22 protein-coding genes are annotated in these 24257 nt (G+C 38.4%); 9 read left to right on the top strand and 13 right to left on the bottom strand.

Annotated features, from left to right (window positions below):
* Positions 1-33 precede the first annotated feature (33 nt).
* From ULVI_RS05390 to hemB, 4 genes are all read right to left on the bottom strand, one after another.
* Entirely contained in the window at positions 34-498 is a 465-nt protein-coding gene (locus ULVI_RS05390; protein WP_068590491.1) for a hypothetical protein, read from the bottom strand.
* 105 nt (positions 499-603) lie between these two features.
* On the bottom strand, positions 604-960 hold the full coding sequence (locus tag ULVI_RS05385; RefSeq protein ID WP_068590488.1) for a hypothetical protein: 357 nt from the start codon (positions 958-960) through the stop codon (positions 604-606).
* Between the two features lie 54 nt (positions 961-1014).
* Positions 1015-1524, bottom strand: coding sequence for a DinB family protein (locus ULVI_RS05380; protein ID WP_068590487.1), 510 nt, complete (start codon positions 1522-1524; stop codon positions 1015-1017).
* Between the two features lie 80 nt (positions 1525-1604).
* Complete coding sequence (gene hemB, locus ULVI_RS05375) at positions 1605-2594, bottom strand: porphobilinogen synthase (protein ID WP_068590485.1); 990 nt, start codon at positions 2592-2594, stop codon at positions 1605-1607.
* 57 nt (positions 2595-2651) lie between these two features.
* Here hemB and ULVI_RS05370 point away from each other — a divergent pair, with 57 nt between their 5' ends.
* On the top strand, positions 2652-5306 hold the full coding sequence (locus tag ULVI_RS05370) for a DEAD/DEAH box helicase family protein (RefSeq protein ID WP_068590483.1): 2655 nt from the start codon (positions 2652-2654) through the stop codon (positions 5304-5306).
* A gap of 18 nt (positions 5307-5324) precedes the next feature.
* Here ULVI_RS05370 and hemF read toward each other — a convergent pair whose 3' ends face one another.
* Genes hemF through hemA form a run of 9 tightly spaced genes read right to left on the bottom strand, consistent with a single transcriptional unit; the run spans position 5325 to position 12973 of the window.
* Entirely contained in the window at positions 5325-6227 is a 903-nt protein-coding gene (gene hemF / locus ULVI_RS05365; protein ID WP_068590481.1) for an oxygen-dependent coproporphyrinogen oxidase, read from the bottom strand.
* Between the two features lies 1 nt (position 6228).
* Positions 6229-6864: a hypothetical protein gene (locus tag ULVI_RS05360; RefSeq protein WP_068590479.1), complete on the bottom strand. Its 636-nt coding sequence runs from the start codon at positions 6862-6864 to the stop codon at positions 6229-6231.
* Positions 6861-7391, bottom strand: coding sequence for a GNAT family N-acetyltransferase (locus tag ULVI_RS05355; protein WP_068590477.1), 531 nt, complete (start codon positions 7389-7391; stop codon positions 6861-6863). Before ULVI_RS05355 ends, ULVI_RS05360 begins: the two co-directional genes overlap by 4 nt.
* Positions 7384-8172: an EI24 domain-containing protein gene (locus ULVI_RS05350; RefSeq protein WP_068590475.1), complete on the bottom strand. Its 789-nt coding sequence runs from the start codon at positions 8170-8172 to the stop codon at positions 7384-7386. The genes ULVI_RS05355 and ULVI_RS05350 overlap by 8 nt, the downstream gene beginning before the upstream one ends.
* The gene (locus ULVI_RS05345; protein ID WP_082830788.1) at positions 8169-8642 is read right to left on the bottom strand and encodes a DUF6973 domain-containing protein; all 474 of its coding nucleotides are present in this window, start codon (positions 8640-8642) and stop codon (positions 8169-8171) included. The genes ULVI_RS05350 and ULVI_RS05345 overlap by 4 nt, the downstream gene beginning before the upstream one ends.
* Positions 8643-8656: 14 nt before the next feature.
* Positions 8657-9694, bottom strand: a complete 1038-nt coding sequence (gene hemE, locus ULVI_RS05340; protein WP_068590471.1) for a uroporphyrinogen decarboxylase — start codon at positions 9692-9694, stop codon at positions 8657-8659.
* Between the two features lie 27 nt (positions 9695-9721).
* Positions 9722-10747, bottom strand: a complete 1026-nt coding sequence (locus tag ULVI_RS15645; RefSeq protein WP_241780954.1) for a DUF559 domain-containing protein — start codon at positions 10745-10747, stop codon at positions 9722-9724.
* Positions 10748-10793: 46 nt separating this feature from the next.
* The gene (gene hemC / locus ULVI_RS05330; RefSeq protein ID WP_068590469.1) at positions 10794-11705 is read right to left on the bottom strand and encodes a hydroxymethylbilane synthase; all 912 of its coding nucleotides are present in this window, start codon (positions 11703-11705) and stop codon (positions 10794-10796) included.
* Positions 11702-12973, bottom strand: a complete 1272-nt coding sequence (hemA, locus tag ULVI_RS05325; protein WP_068591405.1) for a glutamyl-tRNA reductase — start codon at positions 12971-12973, stop codon at positions 11702-11704. Before hemA ends, hemC begins: the two co-directional genes overlap by 4 nt.
* A gap of 226 nt (positions 12974-13199) precedes the next feature.
* On the opposite strand from hemA, the gene ULVI_RS05320 reads away from it, so the two are divergent.
* From ULVI_RS05320 to ULVI_RS05285, 8 genes are all read left to right on the top strand, one after another.
* Complete coding sequence (locus ULVI_RS05320; RefSeq protein WP_394330939.1) at positions 13200-14102, top strand: AraC family transcriptional regulator; 903 nt, start codon at positions 13200-13202, stop codon at positions 14100-14102.
* A 143-nt stretch (positions 14103-14245) separates the two neighbouring features.
* Positions 14246-15286 carry a ferrochelatase gene (hemH, locus tag ULVI_RS05315; RefSeq protein WP_068590467.1) on the top strand — a complete coding sequence of 347 codons (1041 nt, stop codon included), beginning with the start codon at positions 14246-14248 and terminating at the stop codon, positions 15284-15286.
* A 65-nt stretch (positions 15287-15351) separates the two neighbouring features.
* The gene (locus ULVI_RS05310) at positions 15352-16731 is read left to right on the top strand and encodes an MATE family efflux transporter (RefSeq protein WP_068590465.1); all 1380 of its coding nucleotides are present in this window, start codon (positions 15352-15354) and stop codon (positions 16729-16731) included.
* Positions 16732-16947: 216 nt separating this feature from the next.
* Positions 16948-20058 (top strand): VPS10 domain-containing protein, encoded by a 3111-nt coding sequence (locus tag ULVI_RS05305; protein WP_068590463.1) that lies wholly within the window; start codon positions 16948-16950, stop codon positions 20056-20058.
* Positions 20059-20089: 31 nt separating this feature from the next.
* Positions 20090-21229 (top strand): glycoside hydrolase family 3 N-terminal domain-containing protein, encoded by a 1140-nt coding sequence (locus ULVI_RS05300; protein WP_068590461.1) that lies wholly within the window; start codon positions 20090-20092, stop codon positions 21227-21229.
* 77 nt (positions 21230-21306) lie between these two features.
* Complete coding sequence (locus ULVI_RS05295; protein ID WP_068590459.1) at positions 21307-21840, top strand: CopD family protein; 534 nt, start codon at positions 21307-21309, stop codon at positions 21838-21840.
* Positions 21841-21917: 77 nt separating this feature from the next.
* A complete protein-coding gene (locus ULVI_RS05290; protein WP_068590457.1) occupies positions 21918-23384 on the top strand; it encodes a sensor histidine kinase in 1467 nt (488 codons plus the stop codon).
* A 54-nt stretch (positions 23385-23438) separates the two neighbouring features.
* Positions 23439-24221, top strand: a complete 783-nt coding sequence (locus ULVI_RS05285; protein ID WP_068590455.1) for an enoyl-CoA hydratase/isomerase family protein — start codon at positions 23439-23441, stop codon at positions 24219-24221.
* Positions 24222-24257: the final 36 nt, after the last annotated feature.

Genomic DNA, 24257 nt, shown 5'->3' with positions numbered 1-24257 from the left:
TCAAATTACCTCTTCAAACACTTCACCTCACAATTATTTATTCAAGTTGTTTTTAATAAGCTGTTCCCATTTCTGAACTTCGTGTAGACACATTTGTGGGTCGGCGATGAGTGTCTCATCATCTTCTTGATAAACGATAATTTCATTATGAAATTTTGAGCCACTAAGTTCTAGCTCTACCAACTCCAAATGCTTTTTTTTGGGTTGAACAGTTTTCACATTACAGTTTTTAACCAACGAAAGATCAACCACTTGAAAATGATTCTCTAAATCTTTTAAGGTAGAGTACATCACCTTTTTAAGGGAAGCGTCGAGACCAATTATTGCACTCCCAATTACCTCATAATTAGTGAGGCTAACTCCATTTTCGGTACAAAGTTTATTGAATTGACTTTTAATTTTTTTGTCAGATTTAGACGAATTAATAATAACATAAAGAATAGGTGCAGTAAATAATACGAGAACTACGATCCCGATTGCAATTGAATTGAATTCCATGATATAGCGTATTTAATTTTAAACTAATTATTGAGTTCCGAGTACGGAACAACGACTTTATTGTATCATTAAATAAAGCGGGTGTATTAACTAATTAATAAAAAATTACCAGAAATAATGGAAGGGAAAAAGTTGTGCTTCGAGCAGTTTGTTTTTGTGCTCAACATAGGTTTGAAACAGTAATGCTTCAGAAATAAGAAGTGCGTCATGACCTTCTTTGATCGCTCCACCACTATAAAAATGTAGTTCGAGATCTGATTCATGAAATACGGGAAGTGTTTCAGAAACAGAGACTTCTTCAAAGAAAAGGGATGCATTATTATGAAAAGATTGAACTTGATCTTCGTGAGTATCTGTTGGAATAACGAAGGCACTTTCAGAAGAGAACGCAGAAGCACCCGTTGCGAAACCTATCGCAATCAAGAGAATTAGTTGCTTCAAAATGTTCTGAAATTCTTTCATGGGGTCAAAGGTAGTGCGAATTGCATTTCCTCATGCAAAAGTTTTATTAAAATTTTACCAGCCCGAGTATTTTGGAGGTTCTATGTCGTTGAGGTTGAGGTATACTATTAACTGCCCGCGGTGATGTGTCACGTGATCTTGAAGCAGATTAAGAATTTGTAGTTTGCTTTTTGGTCCCGCAAAAAAATCGACTGTTTCTAAAAGTGTTTCTTCGGAAGTGGTTTCTATTTCTTTTGAAACACTGTTAAAAGCATTTGTAACTAAGGCAATAATTTCTTTTTTAGTAGTACCTCCTGCTTCTGTAGCTTTTACATCGCTTTGGGTAAAATAAGTGGTTCGAAGCCAATCCATGTTTCCCTTTATATGAAGCAGTTGCTCCCGAAAGGTCATTTGCCGTTCGGAAGGTTTAAAGTCATACTCCGATTCTGGCATTGCTTCAACAATTTCAAGTAAGTATGTTTTAGAGTTTTCCCATTTTTCGAGGAACGCTTCTTTAGGAGTAGATTGCTGAGCGTAGCTTATTCCGAAGAATAACACCATACAATAAAGAAAAATAGTTTTCATAAAGTGCTCTGTTATTAATTTTCTGCCGCTTTAAAGACTTAATGGCTCGGGGTAGTTTCTGTATGTTTAACGAATAAAAATTATGAAATTAATTTCACTACATCTTTCGCAAAATAGCTCGCAATGATCTGTGCTCCGGCTCTTTTAATAGAAGTGATTTGTTCGATCATTACTGCGTCGTGATCTAACCATCCTTTTTCTGCAGCGGCTTTTAGCATTGCATACTCACCACTTACTTGATACACCGCCACTGGAACATCAACAGCTTCCCGAATGTCTCGAACTATATCTAGGTAGCACAAACCTGGTTTTACCATCACTATATCGGCGCCTTCTTGAATATCCATAAGAGTTTCTTTTATCGCTTCTTCCCGGTTTGCGGGATCCATTTGGTAGCTTTGTTTGTCTTTCGGAACATTTTTAAGATCTACCGGCGCACTGTCCAACGCATCACGGAAAGGCCCATAAAAAGCGGAAGCATACTTGGCGCTGTAACTCATAATACCCGTATCGTGGAAACCTTCGTCTTCGAGCAAACTTCGTATCTCAAAAATGCGGCCGTCCATCATGTCACTGGGTGCTACAAAATCGGCTCCAGCATTGGCATGCGATAAGGACATTTCGGCAAGAATAGCTGTTGTATCGTCGTTAAGAATTTTTCCTTCGGAAACAATTCCGTCGTGTCCAAAGCTCGAATACGGATCTAACGCTACATCGGTCATCACCAGCATATCGGGTGCTATGTCTTTTACCGTTTTAATTGCGCGTTGCATGAGTCCGTCTGCATTCAAGGCTTCGGTCCCGCTATTGTCTTTTAAGGAATCGGGTACTTTTACAAAGAGGAGTACCGATCGTAACCCCATATCCCACAAGTCTTTTACTTCCTTCTGAAGCAGATCCAAACTGAACCGATAATAATTCGGCATTGATGCAATTTCTTCTTTTACGCCCTTCCCTTCCACAATAAATAATGGTACTAAAAAGTCGTTAGGAGAAATAATGGTTTCTCTTACAAGACCACGAATGGCCTCACTTTGTCGTAATCTTCTGTTTCGTCGTAGTGGATACATAGAATTGTTTATTTTTACGACTACAAATTTACTATTATAAATTGAGCCTTCCGAATATTGAACCTACTATCAAATTCCTTTCATTTTAAATATACCTGGCGTTCGTATCAGCAACAATTTTTAAATAATTATCAGCAGTATATCGAAGATGATTATTTACATGTTATAGCGCCACCTGGTTCAGGGAAAACAGTTCTCGGACTGGAAATGATTAAAAGGGTCGATCAAAAAACACTGGTGTTGTCACCCACGTTAACGATTCGAAATCAATGGCACGATCGCATGCTCGAATGTTTTGTGGAAGATGAAGCTTCAGTTGCGATTTCGTACGATGTAAAAGCTCCTGCGATGGTTACATTTTCAACCTATCAATCATTGCATTCCTTTTATAAAAACGATTTGGAAGCTTCCGAAGAAAAACTACTTGCGTACTTCCAAGAAACAGGCGTTAAAACTATTGTGATGGATGAAGCCCATCATCTTAAAAATGAATGGTGGAAACCGCTTTTTAGCTTAAAGAAAATTACTGGGAGCATTCTAATTTCGCTTACTGCTACTCCACCCTACGATAGTGATGCTAGTGAGATCGCCAAGTACTTCGATCTTTGTGGTCCTATCGACGTAGAAATTGGTGTTCCAGAATTGGTAAAAGAGGGAAATTTATGTCCCCATCAGGATTATATCTATTTGTCGGAACCTGAGCAGGAACAAATAAAATATATTATAACATACCGAGAGCAATTGCTGGAGTTTGTGAGTTCGCTTCAGAAAAATGAATTGTTTAAGGAGCTTATCCAGCAACACCCTTTCTATACTCAAACCGAACTACATCTCGAAGAAATTTATGGGAGTCCCGATTTTTATTCGGCGATCCTTATTTACTTACATGCCGCAGGAGTGGAGATCGAGAAGGAGAAGACTGCGTTGTTGGGTTTTGAAGAAGCATCTGTGACCTTTCCGTCTTTCAGTTACCAATGGGTAGAGCTATTATTGCAGCCTATGTTAGTCTCCGACCGGGAGCGATATATCGATGGTGAAAACGTACTCGCGTATATTGAAAAGCAACTTCGAAAAATAGGTGCATACGATAAAAACCGGGTAAATTTAGTAGGTGAAAAAAAATTATACCGCTCCCTTTCACAGAGTCCTACGAAACTTAAAAGCATTTTTGAGATCGTTAAAATGGAAGCTGCTCATAATGGAAATGAATTGCGATTGGTGATCTTGTCCGATTATATTCGGAAAGAATTTCTAAATTTAAACCAAGAGGCGCCTCTTTCAGAAATTAATACGCTCGGCGTGGTTCCTATTTTTCAATACCTTCGGAAGCAAATCTCGGAAACGAAAACATTCAATCTTAAGAAATCAAAACTAGCAGTACTTTCGGGTTCTTTGATCATTCTTCATACTTCATTAGTAGCAGATCTGAAGCATCTTGTTTCAGCAGAAGCATTTTCAATTGCACCTGTAACCGATTCGGAATATTTATTTATTACACCCACGACTTTAGGTAAAAAGGAAATGACGGGAGCGATCACGCAACTCTTTGAAACGGGAGCGATCGAAGTACTTATTGGTACAAAGTCATTTTTAGGGGAAGGTTGGGATGCTCCTGCGATTAATACTCTTATTCTTGCTTCCTTTGTGGGCTCTTTTGTTATGTCGAATCAAATGCGCGGGAGAGCCATTCGTGTGCGACCCTCTCACCCCGATAAAGTTGCGAATGTCTGGCATTTGGCATGTGTGGATCCAACTAGTGACGAAGGTGGAATCGATGTGGCGCTCTTGCATAGAAGATTCGATGCGTTTTGTGGAGTTTCATTAGAAGACAAGCCCTATATCGAAAACGGAGCCGATCGTTTGCAACTCATTCAAAATGTAAAAAAGGTTTCCCTTTGGAATGAAAAAATGAAGCTATTGTCTAAAGAAAGAAGTGTCGTGACCCAGCGGTGGAACGAGGCAATAACTTCTGGTGTGCATTTAGTAAGGGAATTAAAACTGAAAGATGCCCGCCCTTCAGAAACAATAAAACAAAAAAGGCTTTATTACAAAGATGTAGTGAAATACTCGCTTATTGAACTAGGAGCTGTATTGTTAATAACGCTTCCCGAGTTGCTAGTGAATAATATTTCTACCTTGTTGACTAAGGGTGTTTTGTATTTCTTTTATGTGATCTTAGGAGGAATTATCATGATCTTTCTTCCTAAAACCTATAAAGCACTAAAGCTCTATTTGCAATTCGGCCGTCGGGATAAGAAGTTGTTTAAAATGGCAACAGCATTAAAACGTGCGATGCATGCAAAAAGAATCATTGAGACCCCTGAAGAAGAAACGACAATACAGGTGGAAACCCATGCTGATGGCGGACTCTCCTGTTACCTCATTGGAGCTACTGCTAAAGAAAGCCTACAATTTGTGGAGTATCTACAACAAATTATCGATCCAGTAGAGAACCCAAGGTATCTTATTACACAGTCGGGTTTTCTTCGGAAAAAACTTGGATTCAAAAATTATTATACGGTGCCGGGTATTTTTGCTGAGCGTAAAAAAGATGCCTTGTTGTTTTTTGAAAATTTTGAAAAAGAGCTTGGTACAGCAACAATGGTTTTTACACGGAATTTGGAAGGCCGGAAACTCTTATTAAAAGCTCGTTTCCATTACTTACAAGACAAACGCAATGTAATCTCTAAAAAAGCACTGATCTGGAAATAAGAACATCACTATTTAGATTTACACCCAGTCTTTCGGGTTCTTCAAGACTTCCAGTAATTCAGCCTCCTTACTTCTGGGCGCTGGATGATGATCGTATTTCCATTGCACTACAGGAGGAAGACTCATTAATATACTTTCAATACGGCCGTTAGTTTTGAGTCCGAAGAGGGTTCCTTTGTCGTGAACTAAGTTAAATTCTACATAGCGTCCGCGACGAATTTCCTGCCAGTCTTTTTGGGCTTTTGTAAATGGCAGGTGTATTCTTTTTTTCAAAATAGGAACATATGCTTCCAGAAAACTGTCGCCTACTTCGGTTACAAAATGATACCAATCTTGCATCGATTTCTCTTGTGTCGCCTTTAGGTAGTCGAAAAATAAGCCTCCGACGCCTCTGCCTTCCTCTCGGTGTGGGTTGTAAAAATACGAGTCGCAACGTTTTTTGTAATTTCTGTAAAAAGAGGAATCGTGTTTGTCGCATGCAGTTTTACAAACCTGATGAAAATGTATCGCATCTTCTTCAAATAAATAATACGGAGTTAGATCTTGTCCACCACCAAACCACTGATCGACAATTTCACCTTTTGCATTATACATTTCAAAATAACGCCAATTTGCATGTACTGTCGGCACCATCGGATTTATCGGGTGCAAAACCAGACTTAAGCCACAAGCAAAGAAATTAGCGTCTTTTACACCAAAATATTGCTGCATCGATTCGGGTAATTTTCCGTGAACTTCACTAGTATTTACACCTCCCTTTTCAAAGACAGCTCCGTTTTCAATGACACGGGTTTTGCCTCCCCCTCCTTCTGGACGAGTCCATTGATCTTCTTTAAAAACTGCTTTTCCGTCAATGGCTTCCAAGGTAGAAGTAATCGTATTTTGAAGCGTTCGAATGTAGGTTACAAATTGATCTTTCATTTTATAAGTTTATTTTGGGTGGAATTGCAAGAGTTGCTTTCTTTCTAGTAATTAAAAATACAAAACATGCCATTAATACATAATAGATAACGCCTAAGCATAATGCTGTTTGTGGCATATCGAGAAAAATACCACCTGTTTTTAGTGTTTCAAAATATCCTGATTTATTTAAAAAATCTTGTGTTAATCCTAACTCGGGAATGCTGTCTGCACTAAATGCGATGATAAACATGAGGAAAAAATAAACCACAGCAGCAGTTACAGAAATAAGAATGTTTCTCGATTTTAGCCTATCGGAAACATCGGCAAAAGCAAAGCGCATTCTGTTAAAGACAGCAAAAAGATAGGTAATTATAATAAGGTGCCAATTTTCGATAAATGATGAAAATACAATGGCAAAAATTCCATACAATGGAAAAAAGATAAATAACGATATTTTCTTAGGGAACGCAGCCATAAATACTCCGCTATGCACCATAATAAATTCGAAGGCGATGAGAAGCGCCAGTTCGCTTATTAAGTGAACATTAGAAATTTTAGGGTTTGACCAAACAATATAAAATTGAAGCGTGATGACGAGATAAAAAATGATCTCGGCATATTGAAATTGTTTGTCGTATCGTTCGATGATATTCATTCGTGACGATATTTTTCAAATAATTCCATGTCTTGCGGAAGATCGTTATCTGGAATGAATTCGTTTTTCAAGGTTTTTTTCCAACTGAAGCCATTTTTTTCCGCAACCCTACAGCTTCCAATATTGGTTTTATGTGCGATGATTTGAAGCGTTTCTAATCCTAAAGTTTCAAAAGCAAAATTGCTCATATGGTGAACGGCATGCGATGTAATTCCTTTACCTTCAAAACTGGCATCAATTCCGTAGGCGATCTCTCCTTGTTTTTGGTTAAAGTCGATTTTTTTTAGAATAACAATTCCTACAAGATTTTTGGTAGACCGTTCTTCAATTTTGTAAGTAATTGTTTCTTTTTTTTCGATCTCTATTTGTTTCCGAAGTACATATTCTGCGGCCAAAGCAGCCGAACGATTTTGGTCGAGTGTCTTTGGTAAATACCGTTGAAAACGACTTTCGTTAGCCATCATAAAGTCGTTCAATGCAAAAGCATCTGAGACTTCAAAAGGTGTTATATTATAAAATTTATCCACTAATTTTTTCTTCAGTAATAGGATCGATACGTTTTGTATGTAAGTTATTTTCTGCCTCAAGTAATGCTAAGGTTTCTGTGCTTGCCGCCGTAACTGAAAGTGGTAGTACAAGAATAATTCCCACAATGGGTACTAGGAGCATCGCCATAAAAACGATTCCGTTTCCAATGGCAACTCCCTTATTTCTTTTTACAAAACGAATACTGTCAGCGTATTTAAAATGGCGTTCTAGCGTATAATCCATATTACCAAAACCTGCATAGTATGATTGTACTAAAAAGATTAATATAGAGGTAATTATGTTAAGTACGGGAATAAAACTTAATAGTAAAAGAGGAATGGTTAATAATAATTCCATACATAGATTTCGTACATTGATACGTACTCCTCGCCATAGTTGTGATGCGTTATTTGTATTTCTATGCGAATGAATTTCACCAGATATATGGGCTTCGATTTTTTCTGAAACTGGACTCATGAAAGGAGCACTAAACGCCATAATCATGTGTTTGTAAACAATTAGTCCAAAGGCAACAACAATTAGACTTCCTAAGATAGTACTTATTGATTTGAAGGTTGTGGCGCCCCATTCCCAAAGCCAGATCTTCGAAATGAACCTTCCTATAGGATCTCCAAGACCCCAAGCGGTAAGACCAATTAGTAATCCGACGACAAGACTTATAAACATGGGAACTCCAAAATACTTCCACAATCCTAACTGGTTTATAAGTTTGAATGTTCCAGAGTATGCTTTTATACCTTTAAAGATGTTTTGTATCATGATTCGCTAATATAGACTAAGAGATTTTTATCTAATTTGTATAACGCGCCATGTTTTAACTGGGTAGCGGTGTTCATCTTATCTGTGAGGAGTTGAATGTAAGCTGCCTCTGTTAAAGTAGGGTCTTGACTAAAAAGCCTTCTTCCTACTTCATTATTGTGCAAATCCATAGCTTCATCCATCGCTTCATTTTGAGTCACTTTTTCATACAATGTTGTCACTTTTTGGGTCCAAAGCAATGCTCTTTTCTTATTCGAGGTTTTCTTAAATGCGTGCATACAAATGAGCACATTCCATAAGGCATGACGAAAGGCATTCGCTTTGTTACTTTTGTGATGTGCATTTCCAAAACGATTGTTACAAATCTTTATGCTTTTCGTTGTTGCTCGAATCGTAGGGAAAATTAGTAAAGGCTCAGATATAAAAAGGGCAGACAATTTAAAGAATTGTCGAACACTTAATTGACTCATGCGCTTTACTAGATTCACGACCGTACCCTATATTCTTTAACCGCCTCTATAAATGCACCTGCATTTTCAATGGGGATATTGGGTAGAATACCATGCCCAAGATTTACGATATAGCGATCTTTTCCAAAGGCATCGATCATCTCTGTGACCATTCGTTTAATTTCAGACGGAGGACTAAAAAGGCGTGTGGGATCAAAATTTCCTTGTAGCGTGATCTTTCCACCGCTAAGTTTCCGTGCAGTTTCTGGAGTACAGGTCCAATCTACTCCTAAGGCTGAAGCGCCACTTTTTGCCATGGTGTCTAAAGCAAACCAACACCCTTTTCCGAAGGCAATCACGGGAGCATCGTCTTTTAGGGCATCTATAATTTGCTGCATATACTTCCAGCTAAATTCCTGATAATCTACCGGCGATAACATTCCGCCCCAACTATCGAAAACCTGTACCGCATTTACTCCAGCTTTTACTTTCTCTTTAAGATAAGCAATGGTAGTATCAGTGATTTTCTGAAGTAATTCATGAGCTGCTACTGGTTGGGTGAAACAAAATTCTTTCGCTTTGTCAAAGTTTTTAGAGCCCTGCCCTTGTACGCAATAACATAGAATCGTCCACGGGCTCCCTGCAAAACCAATTAATGGAATGTCGTCATTTAATTTCTCTTTGGTCATTTTAATGGCATCCATTACATATCCTAATGTATCCTGAATATCCGGAACTATAACCCTGTCAAGGTCTTTTTGAGAACGTATTGGGTTGGGCAGCCATGGTCCAATTCCCGGTTTCATTTCTACGTGGATATTCATTGCTTGTGGGATCACTAAAATATCACTAAACAAGATTGCCGCATCCATTCCATAACGACGTATGGGTTGTACAGTAATCTCACTGGCTAATTCTGGTGTTTGGCAACGGGTAAAGAAATCGTATTTGGCTTTTATTTCCATGAATTCTGGAAGATAACGCCCTGCCTGACGCATCATCCATACAGGTGGTCGTTCTACCGTTTCTCCTTTTAATGCTTTTAAAAATAAATCGTTCTTTATAGTACTCATAGTAGTAGCTGATCACCAGTAAGGTGTTTAGTTTTTAATCGTTTTAATTGCTTTTGCGATCACACTTTCTACGGTGGTAGCATTTGCGATCACTACATTCTTAAAATATTTTTTTGCTTCGGAAGCGGTTGTCGTTCCTATACAAATCACGGGGCTATTGGTGGAGTCATTCTCTAGGAGAAAACTTTGAACACCACTCGGACTAAAAAACAACACAGCATCGAAAATTCGTTCAAATTTCTTTGGCTTTAATACGGTTTGATAGGTGGTAATTTCAGTTAGAGGTATGTTGGCTTTATTTAATTCTGAAGGAATTTCCTCCCGACGTATCGTTCCGCAAAATTGGTAAAAAGATTCTTTTTTATAGTTTTTTACGATGTATGCTGCCAATTCAGCCCCATATTCACTCGTTTTAATCACATTTTGACCTTTCGTTTCGAGGAGCGCTTTTGTTTTCTTACCGACACAAAAGCAATTCTCAATTTTTAATCCTAAATTTTCAACAGCCCGTACTCCGTTCTGACTGGTAAAAATAGCATTTTCTATTACTGAAGGAGCTTCAAAATCTAGATATTCAATAGAAATAGCATCATATTCAACCAACGAAACTCTAGCGTTGAGAAGCAATTCTTTCTGATTGAGGAGGAGTTTTTTTGTGGAAAGTATAGAAAGACCCCTCACCCCGTCCCTCTCCCGCTGAGAGGGGGAAAGTGGTTGTAGTTTTTTGATGGCCTCATAAATAGAGTTCAAGTCTTCAAAAACCACTTTATTTTGAAACCTTAATACATGATATCCTAATTTCTGTAAATGCAAGTCACGCAAATGGTCTCTTTCTTTTTGCTCCCCATTGTTGTGATAACCTTCATCAAGTTCGATAATTAGCCGTAAAGCATCACAATAGAAATCAACAATATATTCCTTAATGGGATGTTGTCTGCGAAACTTTAAATTTTCAAAATTACGATTGCGTAATACTGTCCATAGTTCTTTTTCAGCTGGAGTTTGTTGCTGCCTGAGGTGTCTTGCGATCGCTATTTTATTGGGTTTCTTCATATAAACTATCCCTTCTTAGTAGGAGAAGGGCTGGGGATGAGGTAAATTATTTCATCTCTTTTTTAATAGCCTGCATCAATTCTTTACCACCATTCTCTAAAATATAAGTGGCACATTTTTTTCCGAAGTCTAAAAAAGTATCGACAGAAGTTGTTTTTTCAATTTCAATCTTTGTTTCACCATTTAATGAAAACAAAGCACCTTTAAATTGAATTTTCTTTCCTACGATCTCCGCCAAAGCACCTATTGGAGCCGTACATCCGCCCTCGAGGGTACGTAAAAAATCACGTTCAATGTGTGTGGTTATTTCTGAAGCACGATGATTTAATTTGGAAGTAGCCTCTATACTGAAAGCATCATTTTCCAACGCCACAATTACCATTGCTCCTTGTGAAGGGGCCGGTAGCATCCAGTCTAATAGGGTGTGTGTTTCTGGGAGCACATGGATGCGTTCCAGTCCGGCCTTGGCAAAAATTGCACCTTGCCAATTATTATCTTCTAGTTTTTGCAGTCGGGTATTTACATTTCCACGCAGGTCGACCATTGTGTGATTCGGGTACTGATGCAGCCATTGTGCTTTTCTACGAAGGCTTCCAGTTGCGACCGTACAAGCGGCAGCATAATTTACGGTTCCTTTTGTTACGATAATATCTTCGGAAGCAGCACGCTCTAAAACCGCAGTTTGAATGATTCCTTTAGGAAGCCGAGTCGGGACATCTTTCATGCTATGAACCGCTATATCTACCGTTCCGTTAAGCATGGCAACATCGAGTGTTTTTGTGAAAATGCCAGTGATCCCCAATTCGTATAATGGTTTGTCTAGCACTAAATCTCCAGTAGATTTTACAGGAACCAGTTCTGCAATATATCCTAGTTCTTCCAGTTTTTCTTTAACAGTATTCGCCTGCCAAAGGGCTAATTCACTGTCGCGAGTTCCAATACGAAGGGTCTTTATCAAAGTTCTGAATTTGAAAGTTGAAATACTTTTTGAATAAGAGCAACGCTATCGGCTGTCTCGAACGTATCGTCTTTTAAATGATTGGCAACATGTGTCGTAATCTTCTGTATAATCCGATTGCTAATAATCTCTGCCTGCTCCTCATTAAAATCGGAGCGCTTTCTTCGTTGAAAATCGATTTCTCCCATTTTTATTTCTGAAAGTTTCGATTTTAACGCTTGAATGGTAGGTGCAAATTTTCGGTTCTGAACCCATTGATTAAACTCGGCTTCAATTTCTTGAATAATGGCCTTTGCAATTGGAATCTGTGAAGCTCTGTGAGCCAATGTCTTGTCCGTTACTTTTGAAAGTTCATCTAAGTGAACCAACGTAACAAATTCATTTTCAGTTACGTCTGAAGCTACATTCTTAGGAATAGAAAGATCGAGTATAAGTAAGGATTTTTTCAGAAACAATAATTCTTTAGAAATCGTAGGCTGCTGTGCTCCAGTCGCTACAATAAGCACATCGGTTTGTGCGATCTCACTTTGAATGTCGGCGTAATCTTTAACGATAAGGTTAAATTTTCCTGCGATCTTTTCTGCTTTATCCTTCGTTCGGTTAATGAGGGTAATATGTCCGTTTTGGGTGTGCTTAATTAAATTTTCACAAGTATTTCGCCCAATTTTTCCTGTTCCGAAAAGCAACAGGTTTTTTTCTGAAACATAAGGAACTCGTGCCATTATGTATTGTACAGCAGCAAAACTTACCGAGGTGGCTCCACTTGAAATTTCGGTCTCGTTCTTTATACGTTTGCTGGCGCGAATAACTTCATTGCCTAACCGTTCCATGAAGTTATTAAGCAATCCCATTTTTTTAGAACGTTTAAACCCTTGCCGCAACTGACTTATAATCTCGAAATCTCCGAGAATCTGACTGTCTAATCCCGTACCAACTTTAAAAAGATGTGAAATTGCTTGTTCGCCTTTTAGCACATAGGCTACTTTTTCAAACTCTTCTACCGTACCCTGTGTATGTTCACATAAGAGATTTATAAATTGATCGGCGTGTGTAGCGAAGCCGTAGAGTTCGGTCCTGTTACAGGTAGAAATTACACTTAAGGATTCAATATTTTGGTGCTTGGCTTGTTCTAGAATATTTTTTTGAGCTGTTTCAGAAATGCTAAAATGTCCACGAATTTCTGCGTCTGCCTTTTGGTAATTCAACCCAATAGCATAAAAATGCGATTCAGGTGACAAAGTAGCTATGCGAGTACCGTTTTGCTTCATTCGTGAATAGTTGGTCGAAGAGAGATCAAATTTTTTGTAAGAATATATTTCGACTGCGCAAATGTATATGTTGTTTTTTGTAAAAAACAACGCTAGCGGCATCAATTGTGTCGACACCTGTTAAAATTGCTAAAAAAAACGACTTAATTTATTGAAATGCCCTAAATTCGTAACATCAAGCCTTCGATACTAAAAAATTATTTAGAACAGTTCTAAATAAAAAACCATGAATTTTATGTTGAATTCTGAAAAAAATGTCGCTCAAAGTTTTTATGAAGAAACCACGATTGAGGAAGGTTTTTTTATTCTAAAATTTAATAATGAAAGTGATGATAGTCAGGTGTTTGTACGAGAGGTAAATGCATCTTTTATTCAGTTTCATTTTTGCATTAAAGGGAGTGCAAGTTTTAGTTTTAATGAAGGAAACTATGTGCTGCCGTTACGGGAAGAGAACTCTTTGTTGTTATACAATCCGGAGCGTGATTTGCCGTTGCATATTACGGTACCACCGCATTCATGGGTGCTTTCGGTTTTATTCCCTATTAAAAAATTTCACAGTTTATTTTCTTCCGAAGCAAATTATATTACATTTTTAAGTGACGAGAATAAGGATCGTAAGTATTACAAAGATGCAGCAATTTCCCCGTCGATGGCAATTGTATTAAATCAGTTAATGAATTACAACCTGCATCCTTCAGTAAAACCCCTTTATTTTAAAGGAAAGACCTACGAATTGCTAAGTCTTTATTTTAATCGTCCTGCCGATGCCGATGTAGAACAATGTCCATTTTTAGTGGATGAAGAAAATGTTGCCAAGATAAAAAAAGCTAAACAGCTTATTATTCAACGAATGGCAGAACCCCCTACACTGAAAGAACTTTCCGAAGAAATTAATCTCCCACTCAATCGTTTAAAGGAGGGGTTTAAACAAATTTATGGTGATTCGGTTTTTAGTTTTCTCTTCGATTATAAAATGGAAGTTGCACGACAATTATTAGCTACGGGTTCCTATAATGTAAATGAGGTGGGACTCAAAGTAGGCTACAGCACTTCCAGCCATTTTATTGCTGCTTTCAGAAAAAAATTTGGGACGACGCCTAAAAAATTTCTCATGGGACTTACAAATTAACATAAAGGCTGAAGAGATATTTATATCATTATTATGTTAATCTATATCGCACACTTTTTCACTGTTGCTATAAACGGTATTTTTGTACTTCAGAAAAAATAAATCATTAATTAAAGGAATCCCACACATGCTGGGTTAAATATATGAAAGGAGTTCTCCTTGTAAATCTTGGTTCCCCCGATAGCACCAAACCAAAAGACGTTAAGAAATACCTTGATGAGTTTTTAATGGACCCACGAGTGATCGATGTGCCTCGCTGGGCGAGAATTTTGCTGGTGCGTGGTATTATATTAAATACGCGCCCAAAACAAAGTGCCAAAGCCTATCAAAAAATATGGTGGGAAGAAGGGTCGCCATTAATCGTACTTTCAGAAAGGCTTAAAAATAAAGTGCAGGATAACGTTACAATTCCTGTGGCATTAGCAATGCGTTATGGAAGTATGACACTAAAAAAAGGAATTCAGGAATTGGTAGATCAAGGAGTTACCGAGATAAAAACCATCCCGTTATATCCTCAGTTTGCAATGGCAACTACAGAAACGATCGATGTAAAAGTAGATGAACTTGTAACTGAGTTTTTCCCGCAAGTTACTATTACTAGAACTCCAGCATTCTATAACAAACCAGGCTATGTGGAAGTGCTTTCAAAAAGTATAGGCGAATCGTTAAAAGGTCTCGACTACGATCACATTTTGTTTAGCTATCACGGTGTTCCCGAACGTCACATTCGCAAAAGCGATATTACGAATGGAAATTGCAAAATGAATGGTAAATGTTGTTTTAAAATGGGGTCACCACAGCATGAGTTCTGTTACCGCCATCAATGTGAGATTACCACAGTAAACGTCGCAAAGAAACTCGGTTTAGAACGGGGAACGTACTCCACTACCTTTCAATCAAGACTAGGATTCGATCCTTGGTTACAACCCTACACAGATAGGACCATTGAACGTATGGGAAAAGCAGGAACGAAAAAACTTGTGGTGGTTACACCAGCATTTGTAAGCGATTGTTTAGAAACTTTAGAGGAAATCGCAATGGAGGGACAGGAAATTTTCCACGAAGTGGGAGGAGAAGAATTTACAACCATACCCTGTCTCAACGACCGTGATGATTTCGCAGAACTTTTATCGAAATGGATTGATGAGTGGCGAATTGTAGATATAAAAACAGCGATCGCTTAAATAAAATTGTACTTAGTTTGGTTACTAACAAAACTTAAAGAATTTCCCACGTGTGCGGGAAGATTATGGCAAACGGAAAAAGATCAGACACGCTAGGGACCGACCCCATCTATAAATTACTGCTCCGTCAAGCAATTCCGGCATCGATCGGAATATTGGTCATGTCGCTCAACATGATCGTCGATACCATTTTTGTAGGTCGGTGGATTGGTCCGTTGGCAATTTCAGCAATTACGGTTGTGATTCCAGTTACTTTTTTTATTGGAGCAATTGGACTCGCCGTTGGAATTGGAGGAAGTTCGGTCCTTTCAAGAGCATTGGGAAAAGGAGACGATGAAAAAGCGTTAAAAGTGTTTGGGAACCAAGTAACACTTACCTTTTTAACGGCAGGAATATTAGCGATACTCGGACTCGTTTTTCAAGACTACCTTATCGAATTTTTTGGTGCCGACGAATCTTTCAAAGAATTAGCACTCACATACTATCGAATTGTTATGTATGGCATTGTCATGCTCGCACTTTGTATGATGGGGAATAATGTGATTCGTGCCGAAGGAAAACCAAAATTCGCCATGTACGCCATGATGTTACCCGCTATTGGAAACATTTTTATGGATTACATCCTCATAAATATATTCGACTTCGGAATGGAAGGCGCAGGCTGGGCAACCTTTATTAGTTATGCCGTATGTTTTGCGTTTATAGTTTGGTTCTTTGTTGCAAAAAGCGAACTCCGCCTCACTTTTGAAGCCATAAAACTGAAACGAACCATAGTAAACGAAATCAGCGGACTAAGTTCAGTTACCTTAGCAAGACAAGCCACTGTAAGCGTACTCACCATACTTCTTAACAATGTACTTATAGTTCATGGAGATGCATTAGATGTCGCAAGCTACGGAATCATTAGTCGCATGCTCATGTTTGCTTTATTTCCAGTAATTGGTGTAAATCAGGGATTTTTGCCAATTGCGGGGTTCAATTATGGCGCAGAAAAATACCAGCGAGTACGCGAATCGATCAATACCTCGATAAAATATTCTGGCCTATTAGCCCTCGGAATTTTTATAATAATTATGATTTTTCCGCAAGAGATCGTATCTATTTTTATTAGTAACAACCAAAATCTGGATGCCGCAACCCGTGCGGATAATGCAATATTACTAGAGCGAACACCTACTGCCTTGCGATGGGTCTTTGCTGCAACCCCGATCATCGCAGTGCAACTTATTGGAGCTTCTTATTTTCAAGCCATAGGTAAAGCCTTGCCAGCCCTATTGTTAAGTCTTACAAAACAAGGGTTTTTCTTAATCCCCCTTATATTAATATTGCCACAATTTTTTGGGGTTTGGGGTGTTTGGGTTTCATTTCCAATTGCCGATGTATTATCTACAATAGTTACGGGTTATTACCTTAATAAAGAGGTTCGTACCACTTTAATTCCTTAGTGATTTTTCAAAAAAGTACTAGGGCTTTGGGCGTTCCCTTTTTCCGCGCTGCTTCAAAAGGACCGGGCTTTCCGTTGTATCTCTTTATGGCTTCCCAAAGCAATAAAGAGGATGCCACTACAATCCCTAACGCAAAAAAATCTTTACACAAGAAGATGTGTTTGAAACAATTGAACGGAAACAGTATCTTTAACCAACCAATTAATTAAATTCCCTATGATCCGTTCGTTTCTTTTCTCTGTCTGCACCACGCTTCTAATAGGTGCTTTCTTTAGTAGTAATGTCACTGCTCAAACCTACGATGCATCCCTGTATGATGCACTAGAATATCGATTAATCGGACCGTTTCGTGGTGGAAGAAGTGCCGCAGTCACTGGAGTCCCCAACAAACCAAATCTATTCTATTTCGGAGCAACTGGAGGAGGTGTATGGAAAACTAAAGATGGTGGAAGATCATGGGAGAATATAAGCGATGGGTATTTTGGTGGCTCTATTGGAGCGATCGAAATTGCTGAAGATGATCCCAATGTAATTTATGTGGGTGGCGGAGAAAAGACCGTACGTGGAAATGTGTCGTCTGGCTATGGGATCTGGAAATCTGAAGACGCGGGTAAAACTTGGGCTACAGCAGGACTTGAAACAAGCAGACATGTACCTAGAATTGCCATTCATCCCAAAGATCATAATACAGTGTACGCTGCCGTACTAGGGAATATTTATAAACCCACTCAAGAACGTGGCGTGTATAAAACTACAGACGGAGGAAAAACATGGCGAAAAACCCTGTTTGCAAACGAAAATGCCGGAGCGGTCGATTTAATCATGGATCCTAACAATCCACGTATTCTCTATGCTTCTACGTGGAATGTTCGGCGAACACCCTATAGTTTAAGCAGCGGCGGTGATGGATCTGCCCTTTGGAAAAGTACCGATAGTGGCGAAACATGGAACGAAATATCTAAGAATAAGGGATTTCCTACCGATACATTGGGAATAATCGGGGTTACAGTTTCACCAGCAAACAGTGAGCGGGTTTGGGCAATCGTAGAAAATAAAGATAAAGGCGGCGTATACCGAAGTAATGATGGTGGAGAAACGTGGGACTTAATTAATAGTGAGCGAAAACTACGACAACGCGCTTGGTACTATACGCGGATTTACGCAGACACCAAAGACGAAGATGTGATGTATGTGCTTAATGTTCGCTATCACAAAAGTACCGATGGTGGAAAAACCTACGAAACCTATAATGCTCCTCACGGTGATCATCACGATCTTTGGATTGCTCCCGAAGATCCCAACCGTATGGTTATTGGAGATGATGGAGGCGCACAAGTTACGTATGATGGTGGTGAGACCTGGAGCACCTATCATAACCAACCCACCTCTCAATTTTATAGAGTAACTACCGATAATGCTTTTCCGTATCGCATCTACGCCGCACAACAAGACAATTCTACCATCCGAATTGCGCATCGTACTGAAGGTCGTAGCATCGGAGAGTCAGATTGGGAGTCTACTGCTGGTGGAGAAAGTGCCCATATAGCTGTCGATCCAGAAAATAACGATATTGTGTATGGCGGAAGCTACGACGGATTTCTTACACGGTACAATCACGAAACTGGAACTGTGCGAAGTGTAAGTGTTTGGCCCGATAATCCGATGGGACACGGAGCGGAGGATATGAAATACCGTTTTCAGTGGAACTTTCCTATTTTCTTTTCCCCACACGATCCCAATAAATTGTACACAGCTTCCAACCATTTGCATGCTACGACTAATGAAGGAGAAAGTTGGCAAACAATAAGTCCCGATCTTACTAGAAATGACCCATCAAAATTAAAATCATCGGGGGGTCCCATTACACAGGATAATACCTCGGTAGAATATTACTGTACCATTTTTGCTGCTGCAGAGTCCCCCAAGCAGAAGGATTTACTTTGGACAGGAAGCGACGATGGGCTCGTTCATGTTTCTCGGAATGGAGGAAAGGATTGGGAGAATGTGACGCCAAAGGGCATGCCAGAATGGATGATGATAAATAGTATCGAACCCTCTGTATTCGATGCCGGAACGTGTTATATTGCTGGTACTAAATATAAAACTGGAGATTTTGCACCCTACCTTTATAAAACAAATGATTTTGGAAAAACTTGGAAAAAAATTACAACTGGAATCGAACCAGAACATTTTACACGTGTAGTACGGGAAGATAAAACTAAAAAGGGTTTGCTGTATGCAGGTACAGAAACAGGAATGTATATTTCATTTAATGATGGAAGTACTTGGCAACCCTTTCAATTAAACCTTCCCATTGTTCCAATTACAGATCTCGCTGTGAAAGAGAACAACTTAATTGTTGCAACTCAAGGAAGAAGTCTCTGGATCTTAGATGATCTTTCTGTAATCTATCAACTTTCCGAAGTAAAAAAAGGAGAGAACTTTCTTTTTCAACCAAAAACAACGTATCGTATGGATGGAGGTTCTCGAGAAGGTTCACTAACAACGGGTACCAATCATCCTGCAGGGGTGGTCACTTATTTTAATTTGAAAGATCCTAAAGATAAGGAGGTCTCATTGAGCTACCTTACAAAATCGGGGGATACGATTAAGAAGTTTAGCACGAAAAATAAAAAGAAAGACAAACTAGAAGTAGAAGAAGGCGGTAATATGCATGTTTGGGACATGCGTGGACAAGGAGCAGAGCGGCTGGAAGGAATGATACTATGGTGGGCAAGTACAGATGCTCCCCAAGCAGTGCCAGGAGAATATAAAGTAGTATTGCAATATGACGATGATACAGTGTCGAAATCTTTTAGAATTGTCCCAGATAAAAATGCAGAAACCGACCTTGCCGGTATGCAAAAGCAATTCGATTTTATCACCGATATAAACGCAACGATCGATAAAGCACACACTTCAATAAAAAAGATTCGAAAAATAAATGCGCAACTCGAAGCATTTCAGAAACAATATAAAGACAATGAAAATGTAAAAACTCTTGTCGAAAAGGCGAAGGCACTTTCGGAAGACTTTTCAACCATAGAAAAAGCATTGTATCAAACCAAAAACAAAAGTGGACAAGATCCATTGAATTTTCCAATACGCCTCACAAACAAATTAGCACATTTAAATAGTTTAGTGGGGATGGACGATTTTCCTCCCACACAGCAAGACGTTGCTGTTAAAAATGAACTCACAAAAAAAATTAACGATGAGTTGCTTAAGTTTAATACATTGATTTCAAAAGAAATTGCAGATTTTAATGCACAATTCAACGCCATGAACTTAACATATTTGTTTGTGGAAGATGAAACCGAAGATTAATACCTATTGAAGAAAAATTTAGAAGAAAATAATGAAAACCCACACCCTATTTGCCTTTGCGATCTTTTTTACCTCTTTGTCTTACGGACAAATAAATTCATTTTCGCTCGAAAACTTTTATGAATATGATCCGGTGCTAGAGTATACCGTGGACACTATTTTTCAATCCATGAACGATACCACTCGGGTCGCACAAATGATCGTTACTTCTGCAGGAGAACTCGGGAAGCCCGAAAGTGTGGTTTTAAAATTAGCTCAGCAAAATAAGATTGGTGGGGTGGTGTTTTTAAAAGGCACTAAAGAAAATCATAAACGCATGATCGATAGTCTTAATGCGATCTCTAAAGAGAATCAGCAATTGCCTTTATTATTCTCGATAGATGCCGAGCCTAGTCTCTTTAATGGAAGGTTACAAGGGAGTGCACCGATGATGAATACCATCGATATTAAAACACTAGCAGAAAGTGATTCGATCGCTACACTAATTAATAAACAACTATTAGACATTGGTTTTCGGCAAAATTTTGCACCTGTTAGCGATGTAAGTCCGATGAACGAAGCCATTAAAAATAGGAGTTTTGGTAATGATATAGATTCGGTAATAGCGTTAAGCAAACAATTTATTAAAACATCGCAAGAGCAAGGTATTGTAGCAACTGCAAAACACTTTCCTGGGCACGGATTGGTCACTGGAGACACCCATAAAAAATCGGTTTATATTGACGGGCCATTACAAGAGTTGGTGGTATATCCACCGTTAATTGAAGCCGGAGTACTTTCTATCATGATGGCACATATAACGATAAACAATAACGAACAGTACGGAACAAATGGTCTTCCAGCAAGTTGTTCCAGAACAATCGTAACCGACTTGCTTAAAAATGAATTAGGATTTAAAGGGCTTATAATTACCGATGCTTTAAACATTATGAAAGCGGTAACAATTATTGAAAACGCTCCATTAGTAGCGTCGAAGGCGGGGAATGATATGTTGTTGATGCCTATTGATGAAACAGAAACGATCGATTCGGTTCTTTCAGAAATGAAAAAAGATTCAGTGTACAAGCATCAGGTGTATCAATCGGTTAAAAAAATAATTCGATTAAAAGTCTCATTGGGATTGTTAAAAGAGAATACGGTGGCTGAAACCGAAAAAGTTTCAGAAGAATAAGTGATGTGAATGTAATGCAACGGCTTTTTGTGAGTGGTTTTCTATACCTTTACACCCGTTGACTGAAGCTTCTTTACATGGAATATAATTATATAAAATCTCTTCATTTAATTTTTGTCATTACCTGGTTTGCCGGGCTTTTTTACATTGTGCGACTGTTTGTGTATCAAATTGAAGCCACTAAAAAACCATCGCCGGAAAAAGAAATTTTAGGAGCTCAATTTAAGATCATGGCGAAACGATTGTGGTATATTATTACTTGGCCTTCCATGGTGCTTGCACTTTTCTTTGCCATATGGCTAATTTCAATGCGTACCTTTTACCTAACCGATGCCTGGATGCAGGTAAAACTGGTCTTTGTAGTGCTATTAATTGCCTACCATATAAAGTGTCATTTAATTTTTAAACAACTGCAAAACGATGTGGTGAAGCATTCTTCGAACTTTATGCGTTTGTTTAATGAAGGCGCCACTATTATTCTATTTGCGGTGGTCTTTTTAGTAACCCTTAGAAATGCAATCAATTGGATTTATGGTGTCGTGGGTATTATTGCATTTTCAATAGTATTAATGCTTGGCTATAAATTTTACAAACGACTTCGAGAGCGGTAGTGCTGTAATTAGAAAAATTACACAGAGATACAGAACGGTCTAATTATTGCTATCTTTCCAATCCAGTTTACCATAGTATGAAGTTTTTCACCAAGTCCTTACGAACTCGTATTTTTTTATCGATGATCTTTTTGGTTGTAGGAGCTTCGGTATTAATTGCTATTGTAACAGTAATACAATACCGTGAAGAAGCAGAAGATTATCATGCTGAGCGATTACTTCGGAAAGAAGCCGCTATACGTGAAAATATTAATTATGTTTTAAAAACCACTACGTATCCGGTAGAAACAAAACAGATTCCTTTAATATTTAAAGAGAAGATTTTCGAACTGAAAGACATTCATAACTTAGAAATTTATTTATATGATCTAAATGGTGATTTATTAAAATCGTCTCGTATTTCCTTTTTTAAAGACAGTACTGCCACCGACCTAAAGATGCCTCCAAGGGCGCTAGACGCTCTTCAGAACTCACCAAGTAAAAGTTTTGTCGAACAGTTTTCTGAAGACGGACAAGAATATCAATCCTCTTATACGTTTATAACCGACAGTTATTTTAAACCGTTAGCAATTTTAAACCTCCCATATATTGAAGATGATAATTTCATCAATAGAGAGATGAAAGAGTTTTTAACACGATTGGCAATTGCGTATTTATTTATGTTGCTGGTCGCTTTTATACTAGCATATTTCTTATCAAAATATATTACGCGGTCTTTAAATGAGATTAGCGAAAAGATCACCGAAACTCGTTTAAATAAACGAAACAAAAAAATACAGGTTTCCAGCGCCTCTGAAGAGATCTCAACCTTAGTAAACGCATACAACGGGATGATCGACGAATTAGAAAACAGTGCGGCACAACTGGCTGCTAGCGAACGGGAAGCAGCCTGGCGAGAAATGGCAAAACAGGTAGCTCATGAAATTAAAAATCCGTTGACACCTATGCGTTTAACGGTACAAAGTTTTCAGCGCAAATTTGACCCTTCAGACCCAGAGATACACACTAAAATAAACGAGTACAGTAATACGCTAATTCAGCAAATAGACACGATGAGTTCGATTGCTTCTGCGTTTTCAACTTATGCTAAAATGCCAGCGCAGCAGGACGAGATGCTTAATGTTGTAAAGATCACAAAATTAGCACTAGATATTTTTAATGAAGATTTTATTTATTTCTTTTCCGAAGAAGAAAATATTACTGCAAAATTTGATCGAACGCAATTAATTCGGGTTATCACAAACCTTGTTAAGAATAGTATACAGGCAATTGAACAAAAGCCTCCGCAAGAACCGAGGATCGAAGTTAGGGTCTTTACTGAAATTGCATCTATTTCAATATGTGTTACCGATAATGGAATTGGTGTTGCAGAAGATCATATCGATAAAATCTTCGAACCTAAATTTACCACTAAATCAAGTGGAATGGGACTCGGCCTAGCTATGGTAAAGAAAATTGTAGAAACCTACAATGGCACAATTATTTTGGAAACCGATGAAACACAGCGAACTACTTTTAAAGTGAACATCCCCAGAGTAATCTAAGTTTTTTGTAAATTTGGCTACCCTAAATAATAAAACAAACTTAATCTTATCAAAATGAAGTACGAAAATTTACTTTCAGACTCCCAATCGGGAATCGCTACCATTACAATTAATAGGCCTTCAAAATTAAATGCACTTAATAGCGAGACAATAAAAGAATTACACAATGCTTTTAAAGCAGCAGATGCTGCCTCTGATGTGAAAGTAATTATAATTACGGGAACTGGAGAAAAAGCTTTTGTAGCTGGAGCTGATATTAGTGAATTTGCTGATTTTTCTGTTGCTGAAGGCGGGCAACTAGCAGCGCAAGGGCAGGCCATGCTTTTTGATTTTGTAGCAAACCTTTCAACACCAGTTATAGCAGCCGTAAATGGGTTTGCTTTAGGAGGTGGACTTGAATTGGCTATGGCGGCACATTTTAGAATTGCTAGTGATAACGCTAAAATGGGACTACCCGAAGTTTCTTTGGGAGTTATTCCAGGCTATGGTGGAACACAACGCTTACCGCAATTAGTTGGAAAGGGTCGTGCGATGGAAATGATCATGACCGCAGGAATGATAGATGCGAACCAAGCACTTCAATATGGACTTGTAAATCACGTGGTTGCACCAGAAGAACTTATCGAGTTTACACAAGGAATAGCCAATAAAATAATGCGTAATTCTTCAGTGGCAATTGCTTCAGCGATCGCAGCTATTAATGCAGGATACGAAGATGGAGAAAATGGTTTTGACACAGAAATAACAGAATTTGGAAAATGCTTTGGAACTGCCGATTTTCACGAAGGAACAACTGCTTTTTTAGATAAAAGAAAGCCAAAATTTCCAGGACAATAAACAACTAGGAATATTTCCATTTTAACTTGGAATAAG

This window comes from Cochleicola gelatinilyticus, from assembly GCF_001637325.1.
Taxonomy (GTDB): Bacteria; Bacteroidota; Bacteroidia; order Flavobacteriales; family Flavobacteriaceae; genus Cochleicola; species Cochleicola gelatinilyticus.
The sequence above is the reverse complement of the archived record's forward strand: the minus strand, read 5'-3'. Positions and strand labels throughout refer to the sequence as shown.

Coding starts and splice junctions, on each gene's coding strand:
- hemF (WP_068590481.1), bottom strand. CDS start 6,227: ATGAAAGATCAATTTGTAACCTACATTCGAACGCTTCAAAATACGATT.
- ULVI_RS05385 (WP_068590488.1), bottom strand. CDS start 960: ATGAAAGAATTTCAGAACATTTTGAAGCAACTAATTCTCTTGATTGCG.
- hemB (WP_068590485.1), bottom strand. CDS start 2,594: ATGTATCCACTACGACGAAACAGAAGATTACGACAAAGTGAGGCCATT.
- hemA (WP_068591405.1), bottom strand. CDS start 12,973: ATGAAGCAAAACGGTACTCGCATAGCTACTTTGTCACCTGAATCGCAT.
- ULVI_RS05320 (WP_394330939.1), top strand. CDS start 13,200: ATGAATTTTATGTTGAATTCTGAAAAAAATGTCGCTCAAAGTTTTTAT.
- ULVI_RS05300 (WP_068590461.1), top strand. CDS start 20,090: ATGAAAACCCACACCCTATTTGCCTTTGCGATCTTTTTTACCTCTTTG.
- ULVI_RS05310 (WP_068590465.1), top strand. CDS start 15,352: ATGGCAAACGGAAAAAGATCAGACACGCTAGGGACCGACCCCATCTAT.
- ULVI_RS05305 (WP_068590463.1), top strand. CDS start 16,948: ATGATCCGTTCGTTTCTTTTCTCTGTCTGCACCACGCTTCTAATAGGT.
- ULVI_RS05295 (WP_068590459.1), top strand. CDS start 21,307: ATGGAATATAATTATATAAAATCTCTTCATTTAATTTTTGTCATTACC.
- hemH (WP_068590467.1), top strand. CDS start 14,246: ATGAAAGGAGTTCTCCTTGTAAATCTTGGTTCCCCCGATAGCACCAAA.
- ULVI_RS05285 (WP_068590455.1), top strand. CDS start 23,439: ATGAAGTACGAAAATTTACTTTCAGACTCCCAATCGGGAATCGCTACC.
- ULVI_RS05290 (WP_068590457.1), top strand. CDS start 21,918: ATGAAGTTTTTCACCAAGTCCTTACGAACTCGTATTTTTTTATCGATG.
- ULVI_RS05360 (WP_068590479.1), bottom strand. CDS start 6,864: ATGAATATCATCGAACGATACGACAAACAATTTCAATATGCCGAGATC.
- ULVI_RS15645 (WP_241780954.1), bottom strand. CDS start 10,747: ATGAAGAAACCCAATAAAATAGCGATCGCAAGACACCTCAGGCAGCAA.
- hemE (WP_068590471.1), bottom strand. CDS start 9,694: ATGAGTACTATAAAGAACGATTTATTTTTAAAAGCATTAAAAGGAGAA.
- ULVI_RS05380 (WP_068590487.1), bottom strand. CDS start 1,524: ATGAAAACTATTTTTCTTTATTGTATGGTGTTATTCTTCGGAATAAGC.
- ULVI_RS05390 (WP_068590491.1), bottom strand. CDS start 498: ATGGAATTCAATTCAATTGCAATCGGGATCGTAGTTCTCGTATTATTT.
- ULVI_RS05345 (WP_082830788.1), bottom strand. CDS start 8,642: ATGAGTCAATTAAGTGTTCGACAATTCTTTAAATTGTCTGCCCTTTTT.
- ULVI_RS05350 (WP_068590475.1), bottom strand. CDS start 8,172: ATGATACAAAACATCTTTAAAGGTATAAAAGCATACTCTGGAACATTC.